The following is a 23,701-nucleotide window of genomic DNA, read 5'->3' on the forward strand; positions in this document are numbered from 1 at the left end:
GGCCTCGCCGGCGGGGGCGGCACGCCGCTCGCCGCCGGGCTCGATCTGGCTCGCAAGGTGGCGGAAGGCGAGAAGGCCAAGGGCCGCTCGCCGCTGGTGGTGGTGCTCACCGATGGCCGCGCCAATGTCGGCGGCAGCGCCACGCAAAGCCCGCAGGACGCGGCGCTGGCCTCGGCCCGCGCCTATCGCGGGGCCGGCATCGCATGCGTGTTCATCGATTGCAGCCCGCGTCCGCGCCCGCAGGGGGCCGAACTGGCCACCGCCATGGGCGCCCGGCTGGTGACACTGCCGCGTGTCGATGCCAGATCGGTGGTGGCGGCCGTGAAGGCGGCGAGTGGGGGAAGCCTGTGATGCGCTGGGATATCGATGGCCATCACGTGCCGCATCAGGATTGGAGCCGGTTCGTCACTGCCGGTGGCCTGAAATGGCACGTGCAGATCACTGGGCCAGCCGATGCGCCGCCACTGCTTCTGATCCACGGCACCGGGGCGACGACGCACAGCTTTGCCGATCTGGCCCCGCTGCTTGAGCCCCATTTCCGCCTGATCATCCCCGATCTGCCCGGCCATGGATTCACCCAGAAACTGAACGCGCCCGATCCCGACAATGTGGCGAAGGCGCTGGCGGCGCTGCTGGCCGAACTGGGCGTGCAGCCGGCGATGTTGCTGGGCCACAGTGTCGGCGCCGCCATCGCCTTCATGCTCACCGCGCGCGGCCATGTGCAGCCGCAGGCCATCGTGGCGCTGGGCGGCGCGCTGCTGCCGTTCGAGGGCATGGGCAAGGCCTATCCGGGCCTGGCCAAAGCGCTGTTCGTCAACCCGTTCATGCCGGCCTTCTTCAGCTTCACCACCCGCTTCCAGTCGATGCCCGACCTGCTGAAGCGCTGGACGGGATCGCACTCCAGTCGCGAACAAATTGCCTATTACGAGCGGCTGTTCCGCAGCCCGGCCCACACCGGCGGCGCGCTGGCGCTGATGGCGCATTGGGATCTCGACACGATCGAGCGCACCATCGCCCAGATCCATTGCCCGGTGCTGCTGCTGCATGGCGAACGCGACAAGACGGTGCCGCCCAGCACCTCTACCACCGTCGCCCGCCGCCTCGCCGCCCGCGGCACCCGGGTGGAGCATTACGGCCTGCCGGGCCTGGGCCACCTGGCGCACGAGGAAGCGCCGGAGCGGCACGCGCAATTGGTGGAGCAGTTCGCGCGTGCTGTTGGGGTGCTGGGCTAGCGCCCCCGGAACACCGGCGCGCGTTTCTCCACGAACGCCTTGGCTGCGTCCTTGTGGTCCTCGGTCAGGCCGCAATGGACATGGTGGGTGGCTTCCAGATCGAGGCAATCATCCATGTCGCCGCCGGAAAAGGCGCGGTTGAGATTTTCCTTCATGTAGGCCAGCGCTACGCGCGGACCCGCGGCCAACCGCGCGGCCAGCGCCTGGGCCTCCGCCAGCAGCGCGTCCGCCGGCACCACACGATTGGTCAGGCCCAGCCGCAGCGCTTCGGCGGCATCGACCCGGTCGGAGAGAAAATACATCTCCCGCGCCTTGGCCGCGCCAACCAGGCGGGTGAGGAAATAAGTGCCGCCGTAATCGCCGGAGAAGCCGACTTTGGCGAAGGCGGTGGTCATGAACGCTGTGTCCGCCATCACGCGCAGATCGCAGGCCAGCGCGATGGAAAGGCCGGCGCCGGCCGCCGCGCCGGGGATGGCAGCGATGGTGGGCTTGGGCATGGCGTGCAGCCGGCCGGAAATCTCGCGCTGATTGCGGCGCTGGCGGGCGATGGCCTGGTCGATGGGCACGGGCTCGCCGCTGGCATTGCGCGCCGCCATGCCCTTCACGTCGCCGCCGGCACAGAATGCGCCGCCGGCGCCGGTGACGACGATGGCGCCGATGTGCGCATCGGCCTCCGCCTCGCCCAGCAGCCGCGCCAGTCCGTCCAGCATGGCGCGTGACAACGCATTGCGCGCGGCCGGGCGGTTGAGGGTGAGGGTCAGCACGCCATCGGCCACGCTGGCCTGCAGGTCTTCGGTGCCACTGTCATAGCTCATTGGTCAGTCTCCGGCAGGAAATCGAGGCCGCAGGTGCGGGCCGGGGTGTCGAGGCCGCGCACGCGGATGGCCGCAAGGCCTTCGCCGGCGGGGCTGGTGTTGGGGATGAAATCCAGCGCGCCATTATCGAGCGGGATGCGCCAGCCGTCGCCGCGGCGCGTGGCCGGCCGATCAAGGATGGCGCCCCAGCGCGCGGCGGTGGCGGCCGGGTCATCGCAGGTCATCACCGCGCCACTGATGGCGAGATCGGCGCTGGCATGGCGGTGCCAATCGGCACCGGCCCACCTGTAGCTGCCCAGCATGGCGCCATCGGGCCCGTGATAATCGATGGAAAGCAGGCAGCCTCCGGTATCGCGCGGGTGCAGGTGCAATGCAGTGGCGTGGAGATGATCGTCGCCCACCGTCAGATCCTCGACGATGCGCACGTTCAGCGCCGCCAGCCGGGCGCGCACCGGGCCCAGATCGTCGGTGTCGAGGATGACCATATAGCCGGTCGCCCCACCGCGCCGCTCGATGTAGCGGCCGGCCGTCGTGCCAGGCTGCAACGGCGCCAGCGCCTCCAGGAAGGTGCCGCCCAGCGCCCATAGCGCGTTGTGGAGGCCATATTTGCCGACGCCGGGATCGCGGTAGCAGACATCGGCGACAACGATGCGGCCAACCTCGGCCTCCACCGGCGCCAGGTCTGGCGCAACCATCGCAATCTGGCGCAGGCGCAGCATGGTCCCTCCCCAAAGCAGTCGTTGCTGCTCCCCCTTGGTCAGCGCAGCATCACTCCGACTGGGGAGGCGATGATGGCGCAAGACGGACTGACTGTCAGCAACGAAGCCGGGGTGATGACAATCACGCTGGATCGCCCCGAGAAGCTGAACGCCTACACTGATGCCATGGGCCGGGCGCTGGCCCGCGCCGTGCGCGCCGCGAGTGACGACGACACCATTCGCGCCATCATCATCACCGGGGCGGGCCGCGCCTTCTGCGCCGGGGCGGACGTGTCGGCTGGTGCTGAAAGTTTCGACATGGCGGGCGACGGCGCGGGCAATTTCGGCGCGCGCGAGGAACGGCGCGGGCGGCAGGACAGTTTCATCCACGCCCTGTTCGAATCGAAGAAGCCGATCATCGCTGCCATCAACGGCCCGGCTGTGGGCGTCGGCATAACCCTCACCCTGCCGTGCGACGTGCGCATCGCAGCGGAGGGCGCGCGCATCGGTTTCGTCTTCGCCCGCCGCGGCCTGGTACCGGAAGCCGGCAGCGCCTGGTTCCTGCCGCGGCTGGTGGGCCTGCCGCAGGCGCTGCGCTGGTGCCTGTCGGGCCGCATTTTCGACGCATCGGAAGCGCTGGCCGGCGGGCTGGTGAGCGAGGTGGTGCCGTCCGACCAGTTGCTGCCCCGCGCCCGCGCCATCGCGGCGGAATTCAGCGAAGGCACCGCGCCCGTCGCCATTGCGCTCGCACGCGCCATGCTGTGGCGGCTGGGCAGCACCGCCGGCCCGGACGACGCGCTGGCGGTGGACGCCGCCTGGAACATCGCGCTCGGCGGCGGGCCAGACGTGAAGGAGGGTGTCGCCGCCTTCCTCGAAAAACGCGCGCCGGCCTTTCCCGGCAAGGCCAGCGCCGACATGCCGCCTGGCGTGCCCTGGTGGTGATTGACGCGCGCAACACAGGCTGCCAACCTTCGGGCCATATCTGAAACTTCCCGGGGGAAACATGACGAACAGGCTTCGCTGGATGGGCGCGGGCGCGGCGGCGCTGATGACGGCTTCATCGGCCCAGGCCGCCAGCCCGCAGCGCCTGCTGCAGCAACCGGTGTTGAGCGCCACCCACATTGCCTTCGTGTCGGGCGGTGATCTCTGGGTTTCCCCCCGCGCCGGCGGCAAGGCCGTGCGGCTCACCACCGGCGTCGGTATCGAACAGGCGCCCAGCTTCTCGCCGGATGGCCAGACCATCGCCTTTACCGGCGAATATGATGGCAACACCGATGTGTTCACCGTGCCGGTGGCCGGCGGCGTGCCCAAGCGGCTGACCTATCACCCGGCGGCGGACAATGCCGTGGGCTGGAGCCCGGATGGGACCAAGATCATCTTCCGCTCCAACCGCGATTCGGCCAGCCGCTACGTCCGGCTGTGGCAGGTGAACGCCGGCGGCGGTGCTGCCAGCGTGCTGCCGCTGCCGATGGCCCATTTGGGCGCGCTGTCCCCCGATGGCAAGGCGATCGCCTACACCCCGCAGGAACAGGGTTTCTCCTTCGCCCACACCCGCTACACCGCCTGGGGCAATTACCGCGGCGGCCTGGCTGGTGCGGTGTGGATTACCCAGCTGAACGGCCTCGCCACCACCAAGGTGCCGCAGCAGGGTGGGGCGGATTTCTCGCCGGTATGGCTCGGCGGCCAGGTCTATTTCCTGTCGGGCCGCAAGGGGCCGATCAGCGTCTATCGCTTCGATCCCGCCTCCGGTCAGACCAGCCTCGTCTGGCAGAACACCGGCCCGGACATCCGCAGCCTGTCCACCGACGGCACCACGCTGGTGTTCGACCGGCTCGGCACCATCTTCACGCTCATGCCAGGCGAAGAACCCAAGGCCGTCAGCATCGATCTGGATGGCGACATGCCCGATGTGCGCCCACGCGTGACCAACGTCGGCGCGGAGGTGCAGTCCGTCAGCGTCTCCCCCACCGGCATCCGCGCCGCGGTGGAAGCCCATGGCGAGATCCTCAGCCTCGCCGTGAAGGACGGCATCACTCGCACCATCACCGCCACGCCCGGCACCATGGAGCGCAGCCCGGCCTGGAGCCCGGATGGCCAGTCCATCGCCTATTTCAGCGACGAAAGCGGCCTTTATGCCCTGCACGTCGCGTCGCAGCAGGGCGCCGGCAAGGCCGTGAAGAAATATGCGCTGGCGGCCGAGCCGGCCTATTATTTCAACCCGCTCTGGTCCCCCGATGGCAAGCGCATCGCCTTTCAGGACAATCGCCTCAACACCTGGATCCTCGATCTGGCGACGGGCAAGCTGGTCGCCGCCGGCCCGCCCGACGAGTTTGGCGGCTTTGCCAACGGCGCACGCGGTATGGCCTGGTCGCCCGACAGCCAGTGGTTCGTCTATGCCCGCGTCTCCGGCAATCACTTCCCGGTGCTGATGCTGCACGAGGTCGCCACCGGCAAGGCCACCCAGATCACCGATGCGATGGCCATGGCCAGCGATCCGGCCTTCGATCGCGACGGCAAATATCTCTATTTCCTCGCCTCCAACAACGCCGGGGCAACCATCTATCCGCTCGACATGTCGACCGATCATTACCGGCCGACGAGCAGCATCTATGCCCTCGCGCTGACCGCCGGCACGCCCTCGCCGCTGGCGCCGGAACTGGGTGACGAAAAGGCCCCACCGCCGCCTGCTGCGCCAGACAAGAAGGCCGACGCGAAGAAACCCGCCGCCGCGCCCGCCACCCCGGCGACGAAGATTGATCTCGCCAGCCTGTCGCTCGATCAGATCGCCCGCCGCATGGTCGCGCTGCCGCTGCCGGCTGCCGATTATCGCAACCTTGTCGCCGGCAAGGGCGGCGTGCTGTGGGTGCTGAAGGCCAACGAACCGCTCGACATCGATGGCGACGGCCCGCCCGGCGCGACGCTGCTGCGCTGGCAGTTGGAGGGCAAGAAGACCGAGACGCTGTTTGACGGTGCGCAGAGCTTCAGCCTGTCCGCCGATGGCAACAAGTTGCTGGTGAACACCGGCAAGGCCTGGCTGGTCGCCGATGGCGCCAAGCCGTTCAAGCCCAGCGATCCGGATGTGAAGCTGAAGACCGAAAGCCTGATGGTGCGCGTCTATCCGGCGGCGGAATGGGCGCAGATGTATCGCGAAGTCTGGCGGGTGCAGCGCGCTTATTTCTATGATCCCAATTTCCACGGCTACAACGTCGATGCCGCCGAAAAGGCGCTCGCCGCCTGGCTGCCCGGCATCCAGTCCCGCGGGGATCTCAACTATCTCTTCCACGAAGCGCTCACCGGCTTCTCCATCGGCCACCTGCGCGGCGGCGGCGGCGCCATCCCGGCGGCGAAGAAGATCCCCGGCGGGCTGTTGGGCGCCGATTACGCGATCCGCGATAACCGCTGGTGCATCGCCCGCATCCACGATGGCGGCACCTGGACGCCGGACATCAAGGCCCCGCTGGCGCAGCCGGGCCTGGACGTGAAGGCCGGCGATTGCATCACCGCCATCAACGGCCAGACGGTGAGCGCCGCCGAGGATATCCAGAAGTATCTGGAAGGCACCGCCGATCAGGCCGTCACCCTCTCCATCGCCCGCGCCGGCCAGCCGGCCCGTGATGTGACCGTGGTGCCGATCGCCAGCGAAGCGCGCCTCAGGAACCTCACCTGGATCGAGGACAACCGTCGCCGCGTCGACAAGCTGTCGGGCGGCAAGCTCGGCTATGTCTATCTGCCCAACACCGGCGGCGGCGGCTTCACCAGCTTCAACCGCTATTATTTCGCGCAGACCGATCGCCAGGGCATGGTGATCGATGATCGCTGGAACGGCGGCGGCCAGGCGGCGGATTATTTCATCGAGGTGATGAACCGCCGCCTGATCAGCTGGTGGCAACCGCGCTATGGCCGCATCGATCGCACCCCGGCGGCGAGCGTGCTGGGGCCCAAGGTGATGCTGATCAACGAAGGCTCAGCCTCCGGCGGGGACATGCTGCCGTGGATGTTCCGCGATTTCAAACTGGGGCCACTGGTGGGCAAACGCACCTGGGGCGGCCTCGTCGGCATCGGCGGTATCCCGCCGCTGATGGACGGCGGCCAGCTCACCAGCCCCAACGTCGGCTTCTTCTCCCCGGCCGGCGAATGGGCGGTGGAAAACCACGGCGTGCCGCCCGACGTGGAGGTGGACCAGGACCCGGCCGCCGTGATGGCCGGCGGCGACCCGCAACTGGAAAAGGCGGTGGCGCTGGCCCTGGACGCCCTGGCCAAGAACCCGCCGCCCACACCCAAGCGCCCGCCGTTCCCGCTCTATGGGCCGGATGGCCCCATCCGGCGTTGAGATGGAGATCCCGGTTGAAGTTTACGGCCTGATCGAAGGCGGGGTCAGCTTGCTTGCTGTCCTCGCCTTCGCCGGCTGGCAGCTGTGGACGCTGCGGGAGAGGAAGGGGGATGAAGAGGATGACGCCGATTGACGTCAGGGTTTCGGTCGCTGGCGGATCGGTCGGTTTCTAATCAAATCGGACGAGAGTTGCCTGTCGTCTGAAGCTCTTCATTTGAGAGGCAGTCGTTTGTAGCGAGCTGGCACTGCTTCGATACGTCGTCCAAGCGCGCCTCTAGCCACGTTTGAATTACGAGCTCTTCCGTTTGAACACGGTGCGCCGCGCTGGCGGCGAGCACGCTTGCGCGTCCGACAACCAATTGTCGGCCTATGCCATCATATAGTTCACGGATTGAGGCATGGTTGGCATTCGTAACCAATATTCGAGCGCCGCGGGCCGCTGCGCGGACAACTGCATCGCGCAGCCGAACTTGGTCTGCCCATGAGAAGATCTTGTCGTTATATTTGATGAAACCGTTGAGATTATGTTTCACGGTATAGGGCGGGTCCACGAAGACGAAATCGCCATCCTCCGCAGCATCCAGTGTTACTTCAAAATCCTGATGCAAAATCTCTGCAACAGACAAGGTCCGGCTTGTAACCTGAAAGTCATCGCTTGGTAGCAGGACGCTGGTTTTGGTGCCCATCGGTACGTTGAATTCGTTTTTTCGATTTACCCGATACAGGCCATTCCAGCAAGTTCGGTTCAAGTAGATGAACCATGCGGCACGTTCGATGGGATCGTCAGGCTTTGCTGCCCTCGTATCATAGTAGTGCCGCTTGCTGTGGAGCCGGTGATGCTCAGCTAGGCGCTTAGCGATGGCATCCGGCGCTGCGCGAATTGCACGGTAGCAGTTAATCAAATCCGGATTCAGGTCCGACAGGAGCGCCTGGCTTGGACTTAGTGCGAAAAACATCGCCCCACTTCCGACAAACGGCTCGACATAACGGCCATAGTTGCGCGGGATCAGGTGGACGTATCGATCGGCAAACCAGCGCTTTCCTCCGGCCCATTTGAGGAATGGCGCCAGTGCAGGTACTTGCGCTCCATCGAGGGACAGCGCCGTTTCGCTCATGTCGGACAAAGGCCCCAAAGGCCGACTCGCTCATGGCTAGCCAGAACGTGGAGTCGACCGAAAGCTCCATAAGCAACTCCGCTCATCGTCTCGAAGCTCGCAGGATCGTCAACTTCGATTTCTTCCACTTCGCGTAGGCCATCTTCAATGTCGGCCCACAGATCAGCAAGAGCTACCGGCGGAGCGCCGGGTTTCCAAAGGCCGCGCGCCTCACCAAGCTTTTGCCACCAGAACGAGAGCGCCGCCGCATTGAATCCAGCTTGGTGAAGCAAATCGTGCGCAGAGCCTGTCGCGACGCGCAGCAGCAGAACCGCGCGCGCCATTACCGCAAAGGCATCGGTCTCAGGTGCGCCCGGGCGCGTTCCTGAATAGCGGAAGATCAGCGGATCATCGGCCGCGATTCTTCGCAGTAAGAACCTCTTCAGGCGGTCTTCGGTGCTGGTGGCTAGGCTCTGTGCCGATACCGCCGCATCCACCAACGCGACAAAGGCGGGATCGGCAGCGCTTGCGGGCTTCCCGGTTAAGCCCTGGTAATATCGTTCCATCGCAATCCGCAGGATATGACGGTCGATATTCTCGAAGCTAGAGGTCGCACTTGGCTCAAGCGTACTCCACATGTCGCGGACGAACTGGAATCCCACTTTGGGGTTCATTTTTCCAGTTTGTGGAATGCCGTCTGGCCGATAACTTGAGTCGTTGCGCGCATCACGGTCTTTCGTTGCCAATGCAAGGTCCATGCCCCATTGCATGAACCAAGCCTTTGCCTGTGGAGCCAGCGTAACAGCGCCGCCCTGCGCATGAAACCACTCGTCGAGGGTACGGCCTTCTGGCCGGATTAACCGACCAAACAAAGCACCGGAGGCAGGCAGTTGTGACCATTCCTCAAGCGCCAGCCAGGCAGCTACGTGTGTGCCAATTTCGATTCGCAGCTTGCTAGTCTGATTGGCTGCCGAGACTACATAATGCCGGTTGCTAAAGATGCCGATCCCGGCGCTCGCCAGTAGCGACATCGCGGCGCGCAATTCGGCATAGTAGGCGAGATGCAGAGCGCGATGTGTGTCACCCGCGAGGAGGCACGCTACAGATCGGCCTAGGTAACTCCAGCCGTCATTTGAATGGAGTGCGGCGCTAGCGGCAATGTACTGGGCGAGATTCCGCTGGTGCTGGACAGTGGCAGGCGATGCCACCTTCAGCTTAGCGACGACATCTTGCCTGTAGTGGTTTGACTTGCCGATCCAGGCTGAGCGTTTGAGATGCAGCTTAAGGCCCGCAGTCGTCAACTCCATCTGCGAGCGCATAAGAGCGCTGATTGCTGCCTTATCGAGGGCGTGGAGCGCCAATGTCATATCCGGCCGAGCAATCGCTTGGAAGCCTCGCCGACATCGCCACCTGACGATGACAAGTGCTCAAGGAGTTGGGTTCGCAACTCCTTGTAACCGCCACTTCCGCGAAAAACGAGCTTAGCGCGCCGCTTCGGCTCTTCGAGATCTGGGGTAGAACTTGTCCGCCAATCAAAAGAGGCCAGTGCGTTACAGATAGAAGTGACGAAGTTCGTAAATTCTTGGGCTTCCAGACTCCTTAGTGCAATCTCTACGGCGGCGATTGGATTGGCGCTGGCCTGCTCGTCGGGCCGCCAAGTGTTCAGTTTAAGCGCGCTCGCCCGCTGATAGCAAAGGTCGTTGATCACATGCAGGAAACCGCGCACGCCCTGATCTGTTGTGATCAGTGAGTAAGCGCCGAAAAAGGCCAAATCGTCGCCTGCTTTCACATCATCGGGACGCTGCACCTTTTCGCCGCCCACCTTCGACGGACGGCGTAGACCCTCGGCCCATGCGTCTTTTGACGCGGCGACCGAGCTCGCGAACTTGCGCCAAGCGAAAATCAGGAACGCGGCCTGCTGTGCGCGGCTCCAGCCTAGCACTTCACCCTCGTTTTTCGACCGGCCGCCGAACAGCCCACCGCTTGTGCCCGAACGGCGATCCCAAGATCTAATGAAGCTAGCGGTCAACGACTTGATCCAGGCGCTTTGAGTCACCCACCGGTTTTGTCGCTCGCCCAACATGTTGATTCGGTCGTACCAAGGGCTTTCCGGGTAGGACCACAGAATTTCGGTGAGTTCCTGCGCCCGGGTTTCCCGGTAGATCATGTGACCCTCAGCTCGGTCCAGCCAGTCCTCATTGCGCAGCAGCGGATAAAGATCAAAAGCAAGGCTGGGATTGATCCGCTTGGGCTTGATGTTGATCGTCCAGAACAGATAGGCCTGCCAACTGATGTCGAGGCCCACGAAAGCCACGACCGGCAGCTGAAAATTCTCAAGCTTCGATGCGCCTTCAAACGCCCAAAGGCGGTGTTGGCCGTCGATCACTTCGAACGGCGGGAGTTGGGTGGGTTCCCAATCAGAGCTCCAATCTTGATAAGGAAGTTGGAGATGAGGTTGTCCATTGACTTGCACGATTGAGGCAAGGTCCGCGTCCGCCACAGTGTTACCGTTACGTTCAGCGCCCTTCGTTAGGATGTTGAGTACAATGGCCGTCGGCAGCCAGCCTGGCTTACGCAGATCATTAAACTCGGCGCTAGCGCGCTTTGCCTCGCTTAGCGTTGACCAAGGAAAACCAAACTCGACAAAGCGACCAATCTCTTCTGAGCGTTCGGGATCGTGCTGACGCTGAATGCCAAGGTCTTCGGTTCGCGGAGCCGCATCCTTCGCGACACGGCGAACAATGCCGGATAAACTCCGTAACTCTCGTGCGGGTAGTGAGATCAAGTAGAAATGCTTTTCAGGTTTAGCGCGACGTTCTCCTGCGTCGAAGTCAATCTTGTCCCAGTCCGGCAACCATTGATTGACAGTTAGCGCAGGTACCTGCCGAGGCTTTGATCCACTCACCTATCCCGTCCTCTCAGCGCCGCTAGTCGGATCGGCACCAGTTCCGTTTCAACTATCATTGCCAAATTTACAAGTATTTAAAGGATGATGCTGCTCAAGGCGACATATGGGGATGTTACTTACGGGGTAGCTTGCTTGGGGGCAGGGGGGACGACGATGGCGGCGTTGACGCCTTCCCCCCCCTCACACCTTCCGCGGCATCCGCCACGGCAGCATCCACTGCACCGCACCCGTATCAAACCGCCGCATGTTCAAGGATTCGTGCACGGCCACCACGTCTTCCCCCCACAGGCGGGTGGAGAGGGCGGTGCGGCTGTAGAAGGGGGTGTCCTCCCAGGTGGCGCGCACGCGCGCCGTGTAGCCGGCGTCGGCGCGGGTCATGCGGTCAAGGCGCCAGGCGGTCTTGGGCAGCACCACCGGGGCGGGCATTTCCATCACTTCGGCCTGGCCATCGGGCGCGATGCGCAGGGCCATGCCGAAATCGGCGCCGTCTTTCAGCTGGCCTTCGTACATCACCGCGGTGGAGCCATCCTTCAGGTGGGCGCGGCTCCACTGCCAGTCGGCAAAGCCGTCTTCCAGCGATTCACTGCCGTGGTTGGCATCGAGATAGCCGGTGCCGGTCCAGCGGATCGCCGGATCGGTGAAATTGGCTTCCACCCGGGCACAGGGGCCGATCGGCTCCCACACATGCTTGCCGCCGGGATCGAGGCGGAAGCGGCGCTGGCCATAAACTTGCGGGGTGACGCGCACCTGGCCGCGGGCCTTCAGCGGGAAGACGGCGCCCATTTCCTCGATGTCGATCACCAGTGTCTCGCCGTCCCAGCGCACCTGGCTGGGGCCGATGCGCAGGGTGGTGCGATCGCGAAACAGGGCGCCCTGGCCGCGCTCCGTCATCGTCCAGCGGCGCGCGCGCGGGCCATAGAGGGCGACGTTGAGGCTGACATGGTCTTCCGGCGCCTGGCGGCCGGCGGCCTTGTAATAGGGGGAGAAGACCGAGCCGATGAAGGCGATGATGGTCAGCCCGTATTTGCCGCAGTCGCTTTCGGCGTCGACATACCACCAGCGGTAGCCACCGGCAGGAACGTCCTGGTCGAAGCGCGGGCCTGAAGGATCGCTGCGCTCGCCAAGCGGCCGGACAAGGCCGCCATCGGCACGCCCGCGCCCGGGTGCGCCGAACCACTCGCGACCCACAGCCCGGGCAGCTTCGTCTTGCTGCCAGGCCGGCGGAAGCTGGCCTGCCACCCGTGCGAGGCCCGACCATAAAGGGCCCCACCGCTCGAAGGGAAAAGCGCCTCGAACATCGCTGGCCCCACCGGCACCATTGCCTTCGGTTTCAGCGTCAGCCCGCACCGGGCGAGGACCGCCAGCGTTGCTGTCTGACATTGTTCCATCTCCTCTGGCGTGGGTGGGGTGCCGTCACCCGTGGGTGGGGCGTTGACGATCAGTTGCAGGCGTTCGGGGCCATCGGGTGGAGGCCCGATGCCACGATCCTGCGCGCAGATATAGATGCTGGGTTCGACCGGCAGGCGGGATTCCCCAAAAATCTGCCGGAATTCGGCGGCATAATCGGTGGAGAAGAACACGTTGTGCCGGTCCATCGCGAAGCCGCTGCACTCCGCCGTCATCATGGTGACCAGGGCAGAGAGCGAGCGTTCGTGGGGTTTGACGCCAGTGACGGCGTGCGACGCGGCGGCGCCGAAGCGGCCATCGGCCAGCGCCGAGATGTCGCTGTTGGACAGCACATCGCGGGCGGGGATCTCCTCGCCGCTGGCGAGCCTCACCCCGGCAGCGCGGCCGCCGCGCACCAGAATCTCCGCCACATGCGCGTTGTAGTGGAACTTGGCGCCCAGCCGTTCGGCCAGCAGCGCCATCTGGCGGGCGACTTCGTGCATGCCGCCCTCCACCAGCCAGACGCCGCGCGCCTCCAGATGGGCGATCAGCATCAGCGTGGCGGTGGCCTGAAAGGGATCGGCGCCGGTGTAGGTGGCATAGCGGCCATAGAGCTGGTGCAGACGCGGATCGCGGAAATATTTGCCCAACGTGTCCCACAGGGTCGCGAACGGGTTGATCGCGAACATCTCGTGCAGGTGGAAGGGGGCGTATTTCAGCGTCAGGCCCAGCGGGCCCATCGCCGGGCTTTCCATGAAGCGGGTTTCCAGTGTGGACCAGATGCGGGCCGCCTCGGCCTGGAAGCGCGTCCAGCCCTCGGCCTCGCGCGGTCCAGCGAAGGCGGCAACGGCCTCGCGGCTGCGGGCGTGATCGGCCCACAGGTCGAGACTGGTGCCATCCTGCCAGGCATGGCGGGCGAGCCGGTCGGATTTGTGGAGCGTCAGATGCGCGTCGAGGCTGGTGCCGGCATCGGCAAAGATGCGCTCGAACACCGGGCGGTGGGTGAAGACGGTGGGGCCCGCATCAACCGGGACACCGCTGACATCAACCGTGCGCAATTTGCCACCGGGCGCGCCCATGCGCTCCACCACGGTCACCGGCACACCGCGCGCGGCCAGCAGCACGGCAGCGGAAAGACCGCCCATGCCGGCTCCGATGATGACAACGCTGTCTGGGCCTGCCAAATCGCTCTTCCGAATCATCAGTCGTTAACATGTGGGCATTACACCCGTCAGCGGGGGGCATGATTGGCCTTGCGGGCGGCAACTGTCCAGCCGATTTGACACTTGCCGATGGAGCGCATGGCCGACACATCCGCCTCGAACAGCTGGAAATTGCGCTGGCTGAACGCCCGCAACCGGGTGCTGGCCAACCCGGCGTTCCAGCGTTTTGCCATGCGTAACCCATTGATGCGGCGCACGGCGCGCTATCACGCCAACGCCATGTTCGTGGTGATCACCGGCTTCGTGCAGACCAAGGCGCTCACGGCGACGGTGGATGCCGGGGTGATCCGCCGGCTGAGCGAAGGGCCGGCGAGCACGGGTGAGCTGGCGCAGGGCGCGGGCTTGTCTCTCGAGGCGATGCAGCGGCTGCTTGGTGCGGCGAAGGCGATTGATCTGGTCGAGCTGGCGGCGCCCGATCTGTGGGTACTGGGCCAGCGCGGCGCCGCACTGTCCAGCAACCAGGGTGCGCTGGCGATGATCGAGCACCACAAGCTGTTCTACGATGATCTCGCCGATCCGCTGGCCATGCTGAAAGGCGGGCGCGGGCAGGGCAGACTGGCGGCATTCTGGACCTACGCGCCGGCGGCCGGCCGCGGCGATCCGGCGGCCGCCGATGCGGCGAGTTGGCAGGGCGGCGGCGAGGGGGCGGTGGCGCCTTATTCAGCGCTAATGGCGGCTAGCCAGCCGATGGTCGCCGAACAGGTGCTCGACGCCTATGATTTCAGCCGTCACCAGTGCCTGATGGATGTGGGTGGCGGCCACGGCGCCTTTCTGGCCGAAGTGGCGCAACGCCATCCGCGGCTGAGCTTGATCCTGTTTGATCTGCCGGCTGTTGTCGACGGGGCGAAGGCCAAGCTGGCGGGGCGCGGCCTGTCACACGTGTCGGTGCGCGGCGGCAGCTTCCGCGATGATCCGCTGCCCCAGGGCGCCGACGTGATTTCCCTGGTGCGCATCTGCCATGATCATGATGACGCCGTGGTACGGGCGCTGCTGAAAAAGGCGCATGCCGCGCTGCCGCCGGGTGGCCGCCTGTTGATCGCCGAACCCATGGCCGGCACGCCGGGGGCCGAGGTGATGGGCGATGCCTATTTCGGCCTTTATCTGTGGGCGATGGGGTCTGGCCGCCCGCGCACCCCGGCAGCCTATCTGGCACTGCTGGCAGAGGCCGGATTCGCCAGCGCCCGCGAGGTTGGCACGGCGCTGCCGATGGTCACCCGGCTGATCGTGGCCGAGCGCTGAGGCCGGAATCGCCGCAGGCCATTTTCGGCAGATTCGTCAAGACGCAAAGTGGACGATCCCTGTCCAATTTTTTGCTTTCATAACCGTCAAGTGCGCTTTACAGCCGCGACAGGCAGCGGATAGATTGCCGCAAAATGAGGGCAGGCCGGGGGGCACGACCGGCAGCGCCTGAGGGGTTGAATGAATGGAAGCATTGGCCGTTGTGGTGGAGGAGCCTGAGCGCGTCGCGTTGCGCCAGCTCACGCTCACGCCGCCGGAAGCCGATGACGTGGTGGTGTCGATCAACTGGTCGGGCATTTCCATGGGCACGGAAAAGCTGATGTACAATGGCTCCATGCCGATGTTCCCCGGCATGGGCTATCCGTTGGTTCCCGGATATGAAGCCGTGGGCACGGTGGTGGACGCCGGCGCCAACCAGCAGGGCATGATCGGCAAGACCGTTTTCGTGCCCGGATCATCCAAGTTTGAAGGCGCGCGCGGGCTGTTTGGCGGCCAGGCCAAGACGCTGATCACGGGTGCGGCGCGGGTGATCCCGCTGCCTGCCGAGCTCCACGAAAAGGCCGTGCTGATGAGCCTGGCCGCCACCGCCCAGCATGCGGTGGTGGGCGGCGAAATGCCGGATCTGATCATTGGCCATGGCGTGCTCGGCCGCCTGCTGGCGCGCCTCGCGCTGGCCGCCGGTGTCGAACCGACGGTGTGGGAAATCAATGATGCCCGCATGGCGGGTGCAGAAGGTTATCGGGTGATCAAACCCGAGACCGACGAGCGGCGGGATTACCGCTCGATCTACGACGCCAGCGGTGACCACCGCATCATCGACCAGGCCGTCATGCACATGGCGCGCGGGGGCGAGATCGTGTTGGCCGGCTTCTACAGCGAGCCGCTGTCGTTCAACTTCGCGCCTGCGTTCCGGCGGGAGGCGCGCATTCGCATCGCCACAGAGTTCCAGCCTGACGACCTGGCGACATGTCTCGCCATGGTGGGCAGCGGTAGGCTGTCACTCGAGGGCCTTGTGACGCACAAGGTTCCGGCCACGGAGGCGCCGACCGCTTATGGTCTGGCCTTCTCGGACCCCAATTGTCTCAAGATGGTCTTCGACTGGAGAGATATCGCATGAGCATCAATCAACTTCTCGACCAGGTCGCAGCGCTTCGTGAGGAGGCCGCGATCGAGCCTGATCCGGTGCACACCGGCCCGGTGACCAAGGAAACCCAGATCATCGCCATCTATGGCAAGGGCGGTTCGGGCAAGAGCTTCGCGCTCGCCAACCTCTCGTACATGATGGCGCAGCAGGGCAAGCGCGTGCTGCTGATCGGTTGCGATCCCAAGAGCGACACCACCAGCCTGCTGTTTGGCGGCAAGGCCACCCCGACCATCATCGAGACCAGCTCGAAGAAGAAGCTGTCGGGCGAAGAGCTCAGCATCGAGGATGTCTGCTTCCAGCGCGACGGCGTGTTCGCCATGGAACTGGGCGGCCCGGAAGTGGGCCGTGGCTGCGGTGGTCGCGGCATCATCCATGGCTTTGAAACCATCGAGAAGCTGGGCTTCCACGATTGGGGCTTCGATTATGTGCTGCTCGATTTCCTGGGCGACGTGGTGTGCGGCGGCTTCGGCCTGCCGATCGCCCGCGACATGTGTCAGAAGGTGATCGTGGTCGGCTCGAACGACCTGCAGTCGCTCTATGTCGCCAACAATGTCTGCAAAGCGGTGGAATATTTCCGCAAGATGGGTGGCAATGTTGGCGTCGCCGGCATCCTGATCAACAAGGATGATGGTTCGGGCGAGGCCCAGGCCTTTGCCAAGGCCGTCGGCATCCCGGTGCTGGTCAGCATCCCGGCGCATGAGGATATCCGCAAGAAATCCGCCAATTACCAGATCATCGGCACGCCCGACAGCCAGTGGGGCCCGCTGTTCGCCGAACTGGCGCAGGCGGTGGAAACCGCGCCGCCGGTGCGGCCGACCCCGCTCGATCAGGACGGCCTGCTCGGCCTGTTCAAGCCGGAAGACACCGGTGGCAATTTCACCCTGAAGCCGGCGACCCAGGCCGACATGCGCGGCGGCGTCTATGAGACGAAGCCGAGCCTGGAAGTGGTGTACGACAATGTCTGAAGAGCTTGCGGTTCCGCCGGCTGCCAATCCTCCTGCAGAAGGCGCTGGCTGCCACGCCGGCGCCGATACCATGCGCGAAGCGGCGGCCAAGGCGGGCAAGTCGGAGGTGCTGGAACGCTACGCGGCCGATTATCCCAAGGGCCCGCACGACCAGCCGCAGTCCATGTGTCCGGCGTTCGGCTCGCTGCGCGTTGGCCTGCGCATGCGCCGCACCGCAACCATCCTGTCGGGCTCGGCCTGTTGCGTCTATGGCCTCACCTTCACCTCCCACTTCTATGGCGCGCGGCGCACCGTGGGCTATGTGCCGTTCAATTCGGAAACGCTGGTCACCGGCAAGCTGTTCGAGGATATCCGCGACGCCGTGCACGACATGGCCGACCCGGCCAAGTATGACACGATCGTGGTGACCAACTTGTGCGTGCCGACCGCGTCGGGCGTGCCGCTGCAGCTGCTGCCGGAATCGATCAATGGCGTGCGCATCATCGGCATCGATGTGCCGGGCTTTGGCGTGCCGACCCATGCCGAAGCCAAGGACGTGCTGGCCGGCGCGATGCTGAAATATGCCCGCGAGGAAATCATGGCCGGCCCGGTCGCGGCGCCCGCCGTGATGCCGGACAAGCCGACGGTGACCTTGCTCGGCGAAATGTTCCCGGCCGATCCGGTGGGCATCTCGATGCTGCTGGAACCGATGGGGCTCACGGCCGGACCGGTGGTGCCGACCCGCGAGTGGCGTGAGCTTTATGCCGCGCTGGCCTCGCCGGTGGTGGCGGCCATCCACCCGTTCTACACCGCGGCCGTGCGCGAGTTCGAAGCTGCCGGCCGCACCATCGTTGGTTCGGCCCCGGTTGGCCGCGATGGCACCGCCGCCTGGCTTGCTGCGATTGGTGATGCCTTCGGCCTGCCGGCCGACAAGGTTGCCGCCGCGCAGAACAAGTGGCTGCCGGCGATCACCGGCGCGCTGTCGGCCAAGCCGATCAAGGGCCGCATCACCGTGTCGGGCTATGAAGGCTCGGAGCTCCTGGTGGCCCGCCTGCTGATCGAATCCGGTGCCGATGTGCCGTATGTGGGCACCGCCTGCCCGCGCACCAAATGGTCGGATCCCGATCGCGAGTGGCTGGAGGCCAAGGGCGTGCGCATCCAGTATCGTGCCAGCCTGGAACAGGACATCGCGGCGGTGGAGGAATATCACCCCGATCTGTCGATCGGCACCACCCCGGTGGTGCAGCATGCCAAGACCAGGGCCATTCCCGGCCTCTATTTCACCAACCTCATCTCGGCGCGGCCGCTGATGGGGCCGGCGGGCGCAGGCAGCCTGGCCCAGGTGATCAACGGCGCGCTCGGCAACAAGGGCCGCTTCGACATGATGAAGGACTTTTTCCAGGGCGTTGGCGAAGGCCATGCTGCCGGCATCTGGGAAGACGTTCCGCAGGACCGGCCGGAGTTCAAGAAGAAGTTCGCTGGCAAGATGATCGCCGCCGCCAAGGCGAGCGAAGCGATCGGGACCTGAGCCATGCTGGTTTTGGACCATGATCGCGCAGGCGGCTACTGGGGCGCCGTCTACAGCTTCACCTCGGTGAAGGGCCTGCAGGTGGTCATCGACGGCCCGGTGGGCTGCGAAAACCTGCCGGTCACCTCGGTGCTGCACTATACCGACGGCCTGCCGCCACACGAACTGCCCATCGTCGTTACCGGCCTGGGCGAGGAAGAGCTGGGCAAGACCGGCACCGAAGGCGCCATGAAGCGGGCCTGGGGCACGCTCGACCCGGCGCTGCCGTCGGTCGTCGTTACCGGCTCCATCGCCGAGATGATCGGCGGCGGCGTGACGCCGGAAGGCACCAGCATTGTCCGCTTCCTGCCGCGCACCATCGACGAGGATCAGTGGCAGTCTGCTGATCGCGCATTGACCTGGCTGTGGAAGGAATTCGGGCCCAAGAAGATGCCGGCGCCCAAGGTGCGCAAGGAGGGCGAGAAGCCGCTCGTCAACATCATCGGGCCGCAATATGGCACCTTCAACATGCCGTCAGACCTGGCGGAAATCCGCCGCCTGATCGAAGGCGTGGGCTGCGAAGTGAACATGGTGTTCCCGCTGGGCACCCACCTGGCCGACATCCGCCGCCTCGCCGATGCCTCGGTCAACGTGTGCATGTACCGCGAATGGGGCCGCAACCTGTGCGAGACGCTGGAGCGTCCCTATCTGCAGGCACCGATCGGGTTGAACAGCACCACGGCCTTCCTGCGCAAACTGGGTGAGCTGACCGGGGTGGACCCGGAGCCGTTCATCGAAAAGGAAAAGCACACCACGATCAAGCCCTTGTGGGATCTGTGGCGCTCGGTCACCCAGGATTTCTTTGCCACTGCCAGCTTCGGTATTGTGGCGACGGAAACCTACGCCCGTGGTATGAAGGTCTTCCTTGAAGACGACATGGGGATGCCCTGCGTGTTTTCCTTCCAGCGTAACGCTGGTGTGAAGCCCGATAACGAAGCGGTGAAACAAGCCATCGCCTCTTCAAGCCCCCTGATCGTTTTCGGCAGCTACAACGAACGCATGTACATGGCCGAGACGGGCAGTCGCTCGATCTACATCAACGCCAGCTTCCCCGGCGCGGCCATCCGGCGCCACACCGGCACGCCGTTCATGGGTTATGCCGGCTGCACCTGGATCATGCAGGAGGTGTGCAACGCGCTGTTCGATGCGCTGTTCTTCATCCTGCCGCTGTCCACCATGATGGACAAGGCCGACGCGACGCCGTCACGCCTGCTCGAAGCGGTGACCTGGGAAGACGATGCGCGCTCCGAGCTGGACCGCATGGTCGACAAGGAACCGGTGCTGGTCCGCATCTCGGCCGCCAAGCGCTTGCGCGATGCCGCCGAGCGGGCCGCGCGCGATGCTGGCGAGAAGATCGTGACCGTGGATCGGCTGCATGCGGCCGCCCGTCTTTACGCAGCGCAGGCGGCGTGACGATGGGTCGCATTAGGCTCTTTTCAAACCATTACAAACTTGCCATGGATGCAAGGGAAGGAATTGGCTCAATAGGGGTTATCCCTTACGAGTCTCAACAGCTTTGCGGTGGAATCATCCTACGCCGCGAAGCCGCCGGTCGGGCGAGGCCATAACGGCCCCGTGCGGCGGAACCATCGGAGGAAAAGGCATGAGTGACAACAAGATTGGTCCGGGTACCTACCTGACCGACGCTGAAGCGAAGGAGTTCCACCGGGGCTTCGTCGTCTCGATGGCGTTCTTCGTGATCGTGGCTGTGATCGCCCACTGGCTGGTTTGGGTGTGGCGTCCGTGGCTGGGTTCCAAGCGCGCTTTCGCGGCCACGGAAATCCACCAGATCCAGGCTGCCGACGCTTCCAGCGTCGCTGCGCCCCGGGCTTAAGGAGCGACGACAATGTGGAAGATCTGGCAGACTTTCAACCCGCAGCGCATCCTGACCGCCCTGGCGGTCTTCCTGTTCACGCTGGCCATCCTGATCCACTTCATCCTGCTCAGCACCGACCGCTACAATTGGTTGGACGGCGCCGAGCCGAAGGCGACTGCGGCCATCACGGAAGCCAGCCAGGCCGCCTGACGTCCGTCAGGCTGCCCGGGCAATTCCGGTCAAGCGTGCGATGGGCGGGCCGGTTCCGCCGCCCGCCCATCCACACCCTTGCAACGGGCCCGTTCCGCTGGTCTCTGATCGGCGGCAACTTGGGGGAGGTGCGCCATGGCAGTGTTGAGTTTTGAACGAAAATATCGGGTTCGCGGAGGCACGCTGATCGGCGGCGACCTCTTCGACTTCTGGATTGGGCCTTTCTACGTCGGATTCTTCGGGGTCACGACCATCTTCTTCGCTGCCCTGGGTACGGCGCTGATCATCTATGGTGCCGCCATCGGCCCCACCTGGAACCCGTGGCTGATCGATATCGCGCCGCCAGACATCAGCTATGGCCTGAAATTCGCGCCGCTGCGCGAAGGCGGGCTCTGGCAGATCATCACGATCTGCGCGTTGGGCGCCTTCATCAGCTGGGCGCTGCGCGAAGTGGAAATCTGCCGCAAGCTCGGCATCGGTTACCACGTGCCAGCTGCCTTCGGCATGGCCATCTTCGCCTATGCAACGCTGGTCGTGTTCCGGCCGCTGCTGATGGGCGCCTGGGGCTATGGCTTCCCTTACGGCATCTTCCCGCACCTCGATTGGGTGTCGAACACCGGCTATCAATATCTGCACTTCCACTACAACCCGGCGCACATGCTGGCGGTGAGCTTCTTCTTCACCACCACGCTCGCGCTCGGCTTGCACGGGGCGCTGGTGCTGTCGGCGGTCAACCCGGCCAAGGGCGAAACGGTGAAGTCGCCGGAATATGAAGACACGTTCTTCCGCGATCTGATCGGCTATTCGGTCGGCACGCTGGGCATCCACCGTGTGGGCCTGCTGCTGGCGATGAATGCCGGCTTCTGGAGCGCGGTGTGCATCATCATCTCGGGTCCCTTCTGGTCGCGTGGCTGGCCGGAATGGTGGACCTGGTGGCTCAACCTGCCGATCTGGCGTTGAGGACGGACACGCACCATGGCTTATCAGAACATCTTCACGCAGGTTCAGCTCAGGGGTGAGCTTGAAGCCGGCGTGCCGCTGGGTCCCAACAACGACGCCCGCTTTGGCCCGTTCGGCACGTCGTGGCTGATGGGCAAGCTGGGCGGCGCCCAGATTGGCCCCGTCTACCTCGGCAAGCTGGGTCTCGCCTCGCTGCTCTGCGGTTTCATCGCCATCGAGATCATGGGTCTCAACATGGCCGCTTCGGTGAACTGGAACCCGATCCAGTTCGTCCGGCAGTTCTTCTGGCTCAGCCTGGAACCGCCGTCGGCCAAATATGGCTTCACCTTCAACGTGCCGTTGGCCGAAGGTGGCTGGTGGATCGCGGCCGGGGGCTTCCTCACCGCCTCGATCCTGCTGTGGTGGGCCCGCACCTATGTGCGCGCCAAGGAACTCGGCATGGGCACGCACGTGGCCTGGGCCTTTGCCTCGGCGATCTGGCTCTATCTGGTGCTCGGCTTCATCCGCCCGATGATGATGGGCAGCTGGGCCGAAGCGGTGCCGTTCGGCATCTTCCCGCACCTCGATTGGACCGCGGCCTTCTCGATCCGCTACGGAAACCTGTTCTACAACCCGTTCCACGCGCTCAGTATCGCCTTCCTCTATGGTTCGACGCTGCTGTTCGCCATGCACGGCGCGACCATCCTGGCGGTGGGCCGTTACGGCGGTGAACGCGAAATCGAACAGATCACCGATCGCGGCACCGCCTCGGAGCGCGCTGCGCTGTTCTGGCGCTGGACGATGGGCTGGAACGCCACGATGGAATCGATCCACCGCTGGGCCTGGTGGTTTGCGGTGCTGACGACGCTGACCGGCGGCATCGGCATCCTGCTCACCGGCACGGTCGTCGACAACTGGTATCTCTGGGCTGTACAGCACGGTTTCGCGCTGGAATATCCGGCCACCGGTGTCGTTGATCCCGCCTCTCTTCCGGGAGCACCGCAATGAACAGGTTGAACAAGCTTGTTGCCATCGCTCTGCCGGCGCTGCTGCTGGCAGGCTGTGAACTCGGCAAGAAGGAACAGGAACAGGTCGGCTATCGCGGCACCGCGATGGTGCAGATCCATGATCCCGACAGCAAGGCGAAGGTGGGCGAAGTGCCTGCCCCGCCCTATGAGCTGACGGCGGAAATGATCGGCGGCCAGAAGGCGAGCACGGCTTACGAGAATGTCCAGGTGCTGGGCAATGTCTCGGTGGACGAGTTCAACTATCTGATGCAGGCGATGACGACCTGGATCGCGCCGGACGGCTCCAACATCAAGGACGCCGGCTGCACCTACTGCCACAACCCGGAAAACATGGCCTCGGATGAGAAATACACCAAGGTCGTGGCCCGCAAGATGTTGCAGATGACCCGCAACATCAACGCCAACTGGCGCCCGCACTTTGCCAGCAATTATGGTGAAGTGGCTGATCAGGCGAATGCCGGCGTCACCTGCTGGACCTGCCACCGCGGCAACCCGGTGCCGGTCAACAATTGGTCGACGGCGGCGCCGGATCCCAAGACCATCACCGGCAACAAGCGGGGCGGCAACACCCCGTCGCAGACGGTGGCCTGGGCCTCGCTGAACTATGATCCGTTCACGGATTATCTGGCCGGCAAGGAAAGCATCCGCGTGGGGGGCAAGGCCTTCCCGACGGCGGCCAGCCATGCCGCGATCCAGCAGACCGAGAAGACCTATGGTCTCATGATGCACATGAGCCAGGGCCTGGGCGTCAACTGCACCTTCTGCCACAACAGCAACAACTTCGCGAAGTGGGAAGACAGCCGCCCGCAGCGTGTGAATGCCTGGTATGGCATCCGCATGGTGCGCGATGTGAACAACAACTACATCAGCGCGCTGGGTGATGTGTGGCCGCAGAACGGCAAGGGCCTGTATGGCAACCGCCGCGGCCCGCACGGTGACCCGCTGAAGGTCAACTGCGCCACCTGCCACCAGGGCGTCAACAAGCCACTGGGTGGATACAAGATGCTGAAGGACTATCCGGCGCTGAAGGGTGAGGCTCCGGCCGCTGCCCCGGCTCCGGTGGTCGCGGACGCCGCCGCGCCGGCTGCTCCGGCTGCTGCTGCGCCGGCTGCACCGGCAGCCAAGCCC

21 protein-coding genes and 1 pseudogene are annotated in these 23,701 nt (G+C 64.8%); 15 read left to right on the forward strand and 7 right to left on the reverse strand.

Annotated features, from left to right (window positions below; genetic code table 11):
• Positions 1-351 (forward strand): annotated as a pseudogene (locus tag GJ693_RS16780) (magnesium chelatase subunit D); the annotation flags it as partial.
• Complete coding sequence (bchO, locus tag GJ693_RS05295) at positions 351-1,232, forward strand: alpha/beta fold hydrolase BchO (protein ID WP_156255288.1); 882 nt, start codon at positions 351-353, stop codon at positions 1,230-1,232. The pseudogene GJ693_RS16780 and the gene bchO, both read left to right, overlap by 1 nt.
• Here bchO and GJ693_RS05300 read toward each other — a convergent pair.
• Both GJ693_RS05300 and GJ693_RS05305 read right to left on the reverse strand, forming a co-directional pair.
• Positions 1,229-2,047, reverse strand: a complete 819-nt coding sequence (locus GJ693_RS05300; protein ID WP_156255289.1) for an enoyl-CoA hydratase-related protein — start codon at positions 2,045-2,047, stop codon at positions 1,229-1,231. The two genes, bchO and GJ693_RS05300, sit on opposite strands and share 4 nt — an antisense overlap.
• Positions 2,044-2,766 (reverse strand): VOC family protein, encoded by a 723-nt coding sequence (locus GJ693_RS05305; protein ID WP_156255290.1) that lies wholly within the window; start codon positions 2,764-2,766, stop codon positions 2,044-2,046. The genes GJ693_RS05300 and GJ693_RS05305 overlap by 4 nt, the downstream gene beginning before the upstream one ends.
• A gap of 69 nt (positions 2,767-2,835) precedes the next feature.
• Here GJ693_RS05305 and GJ693_RS05310 point away from each other — a divergent pair, with 69 nt between their 5' ends.
• From GJ693_RS05310 to GJ693_RS17635, 3 genes are all read left to right on the forward strand, one after another.
• A complete protein-coding gene (locus GJ693_RS05310; protein WP_156255291.1) occupies positions 2,836-3,687 on the forward strand; it encodes an enoyl-CoA hydratase-related protein in 852 nt (283 codons plus the stop codon).
• Between the two features lie 61 nt (positions 3,688-3,748).
• Positions 3,749-7,075, forward strand: coding sequence for a S41 family peptidase (locus GJ693_RS05315; protein ID WP_156255292.1), 3,327 nt, complete (start codon positions 3,749-3,751; stop codon positions 7,073-7,075).
• A gap of 1 nt (position 7,076) precedes the next feature.
• Positions 7,077-7,208 carry a hypothetical protein gene (locus tag GJ693_RS17635; RefSeq protein WP_268893147.1) on the forward strand — a complete coding sequence of 44 codons (132 nt, stop codon included), beginning with the start codon at positions 7,077-7,079 and terminating at the stop codon, positions 7,206-7,208.
• Positions 7,209-7,248: 40 nt separating this feature from the next.
• On the opposite strand, the gene GJ693_RS05320 is transcribed toward GJ693_RS17635, so the two are convergent.
• The 5 genes from GJ693_RS05320 to crtD all read right to left on the reverse strand — a co-directional run bounded on the left by GJ693_RS05320 (position 7,249) and on the right by crtD (position 13,665).
• On the reverse strand, positions 7,249-8,190 hold the full coding sequence (locus GJ693_RS05320; protein ID WP_156255293.1) for a DNA adenine methylase: 942 nt from the start codon (positions 8,188-8,190) through the stop codon (positions 7,249-7,251).
• On the reverse strand, positions 8,187-9,536 hold the full coding sequence (locus GJ693_RS05325) for a hypothetical protein (protein ID WP_156255294.1): 1,350 nt from the start codon (positions 9,534-9,536) through the stop codon (positions 8,187-8,189). The genes GJ693_RS05320 and GJ693_RS05325 overlap by 4 nt, the downstream gene beginning before the upstream one ends.
• The gene (locus GJ693_RS05330) at positions 9,533-11,023 is read right to left on the reverse strand and encodes a DGQHR domain-containing protein (RefSeq protein WP_197041981.1); all 1,491 of its coding nucleotides are present in this window, start codon (positions 11,021-11,023) and stop codon (positions 9,533-9,535) included. The genes GJ693_RS05325 and GJ693_RS05330 overlap by 4 nt, the downstream gene beginning before the upstream one ends.
• 234 nt (positions 11,024-11,257) lie before the next feature.
• Complete coding sequence (locus GJ693_RS05335; RefSeq protein ID WP_328598821.1) at positions 11,258-12,094, reverse strand: hydratase; 837 nt, start codon at positions 12,092-12,094, stop codon at positions 11,258-11,260.
• Positions 12,091-13,665, reverse strand: coding sequence for a 1-hydroxycarotenoid 3,4-desaturase CrtD (crtD, locus tag GJ693_RS05340; protein ID WP_156255296.1), 1,575 nt, complete (start codon positions 13,663-13,665; stop codon positions 12,091-12,093). The genes GJ693_RS05335 and crtD overlap by 4 nt, the downstream gene beginning before the upstream one ends.
• A 99-nt stretch (positions 13,666-13,764) precedes the next feature.
• On the opposite strand from crtD, the gene GJ693_RS05345 reads away from it, so the two are divergent.
• The 10 genes from GJ693_RS05345 to pufC all read left to right on the forward strand — a co-directional run.
• A complete protein-coding gene (locus tag GJ693_RS05345) occupies positions 13,765-14,925 on the forward strand; it encodes a methyltransferase (protein ID WP_197041982.1) in 1,161 nt (386 codons plus the stop codon).
• Between the two features lie 184 nt (positions 14,926-15,109).
• On the forward strand, positions 15,110-16,042 hold the full coding sequence (gene bchC / locus GJ693_RS05350; protein ID WP_156255298.1) for a chlorophyll synthesis pathway protein BchC: 933 nt from the start codon (positions 15,110-15,112) through the stop codon (positions 16,040-16,042).
• Positions 16,039-17,034, forward strand: a complete 996-nt coding sequence (locus GJ693_RS05355) for a chlorophyllide a reductase iron protein subunit X (protein ID WP_156255299.1) — start codon at positions 16,039-16,041, stop codon at positions 17,032-17,034. The genes bchC and GJ693_RS05355 overlap by 4 nt, the downstream gene beginning before the upstream one ends.
• The gene (gene bchY / locus GJ693_RS05360; RefSeq protein WP_156255300.1) at positions 17,027-18,541 is read left to right on the forward strand and encodes a chlorophyllide a reductase subunit Y; all 1,515 of its coding nucleotides are present in this window, start codon (positions 17,027-17,029) and stop codon (positions 18,539-18,541) included. Before GJ693_RS05355 ends, bchY begins: the two co-directional genes overlap by 8 nt.
• A gap of 3 nt (positions 18,542-18,544) precedes the next feature.
• The gene (gene bchZ, locus GJ693_RS05365) at positions 18,545-19,993 is read left to right on the forward strand and encodes a chlorophyllide a reductase subunit Z (RefSeq protein ID WP_156255301.1); all 1,449 of its coding nucleotides are present in this window, start codon (positions 18,545-18,547) and stop codon (positions 19,991-19,993) included.
• 190 nt (positions 19,994-20,183) lie between these two features.
• Positions 20,184-20,414, forward strand: a complete 231-nt coding sequence (pufB, locus tag GJ693_RS05370; protein ID WP_156255302.1) for a light-harvesting antenna LH1, beta subunit — start codon at positions 20,184-20,186, stop codon at positions 20,412-20,414.
• A gap of 12 nt (positions 20,415-20,426) precedes the next feature.
• Positions 20,427-20,606, forward strand: coding sequence for a light-harvesting antenna LH1, alpha subunit (gene pufA, locus GJ693_RS05375; RefSeq protein WP_156255303.1), 180 nt, complete (start codon positions 20,427-20,429; stop codon positions 20,604-20,606).
• Between the two features lie 135 nt (positions 20,607-20,741).
• The gene (pufL, locus tag GJ693_RS05380; protein ID WP_156255304.1) at positions 20,742-21,566 is read left to right on the forward strand and encodes a photosynthetic reaction center subunit L; all 825 of its coding nucleotides are present in this window, start codon (positions 20,742-20,744) and stop codon (positions 21,564-21,566) included.
• Between the two features lie 15 nt (positions 21,567-21,581).
• Positions 21,582-22,553, forward strand: a complete 972-nt coding sequence (gene pufM / locus GJ693_RS05385; protein ID WP_156255305.1) for a photosynthetic reaction center subunit M — start codon at positions 21,582-21,584, stop codon at positions 22,551-22,553.
• The coding region (pufC, locus tag GJ693_RS05390; RefSeq protein ID WP_156255306.1) for a photosynthetic reaction center cytochrome PufC at positions 22,550-23,701 on the forward strand (1,152 nt) is incomplete at its 3' end. The genes pufM and pufC, both read left to right, overlap by 4 nt.

The sequence above is a fragment of the Sandarakinorhabdus oryzae genome (assembly GCF_009733735.1).
Classification (GTDB): domain Bacteria; phylum Pseudomonadota; class Alphaproteobacteria; order Sphingomonadales; family Sphingomonadaceae; genus Sandarakinorhabdus; species Sandarakinorhabdus oryzae.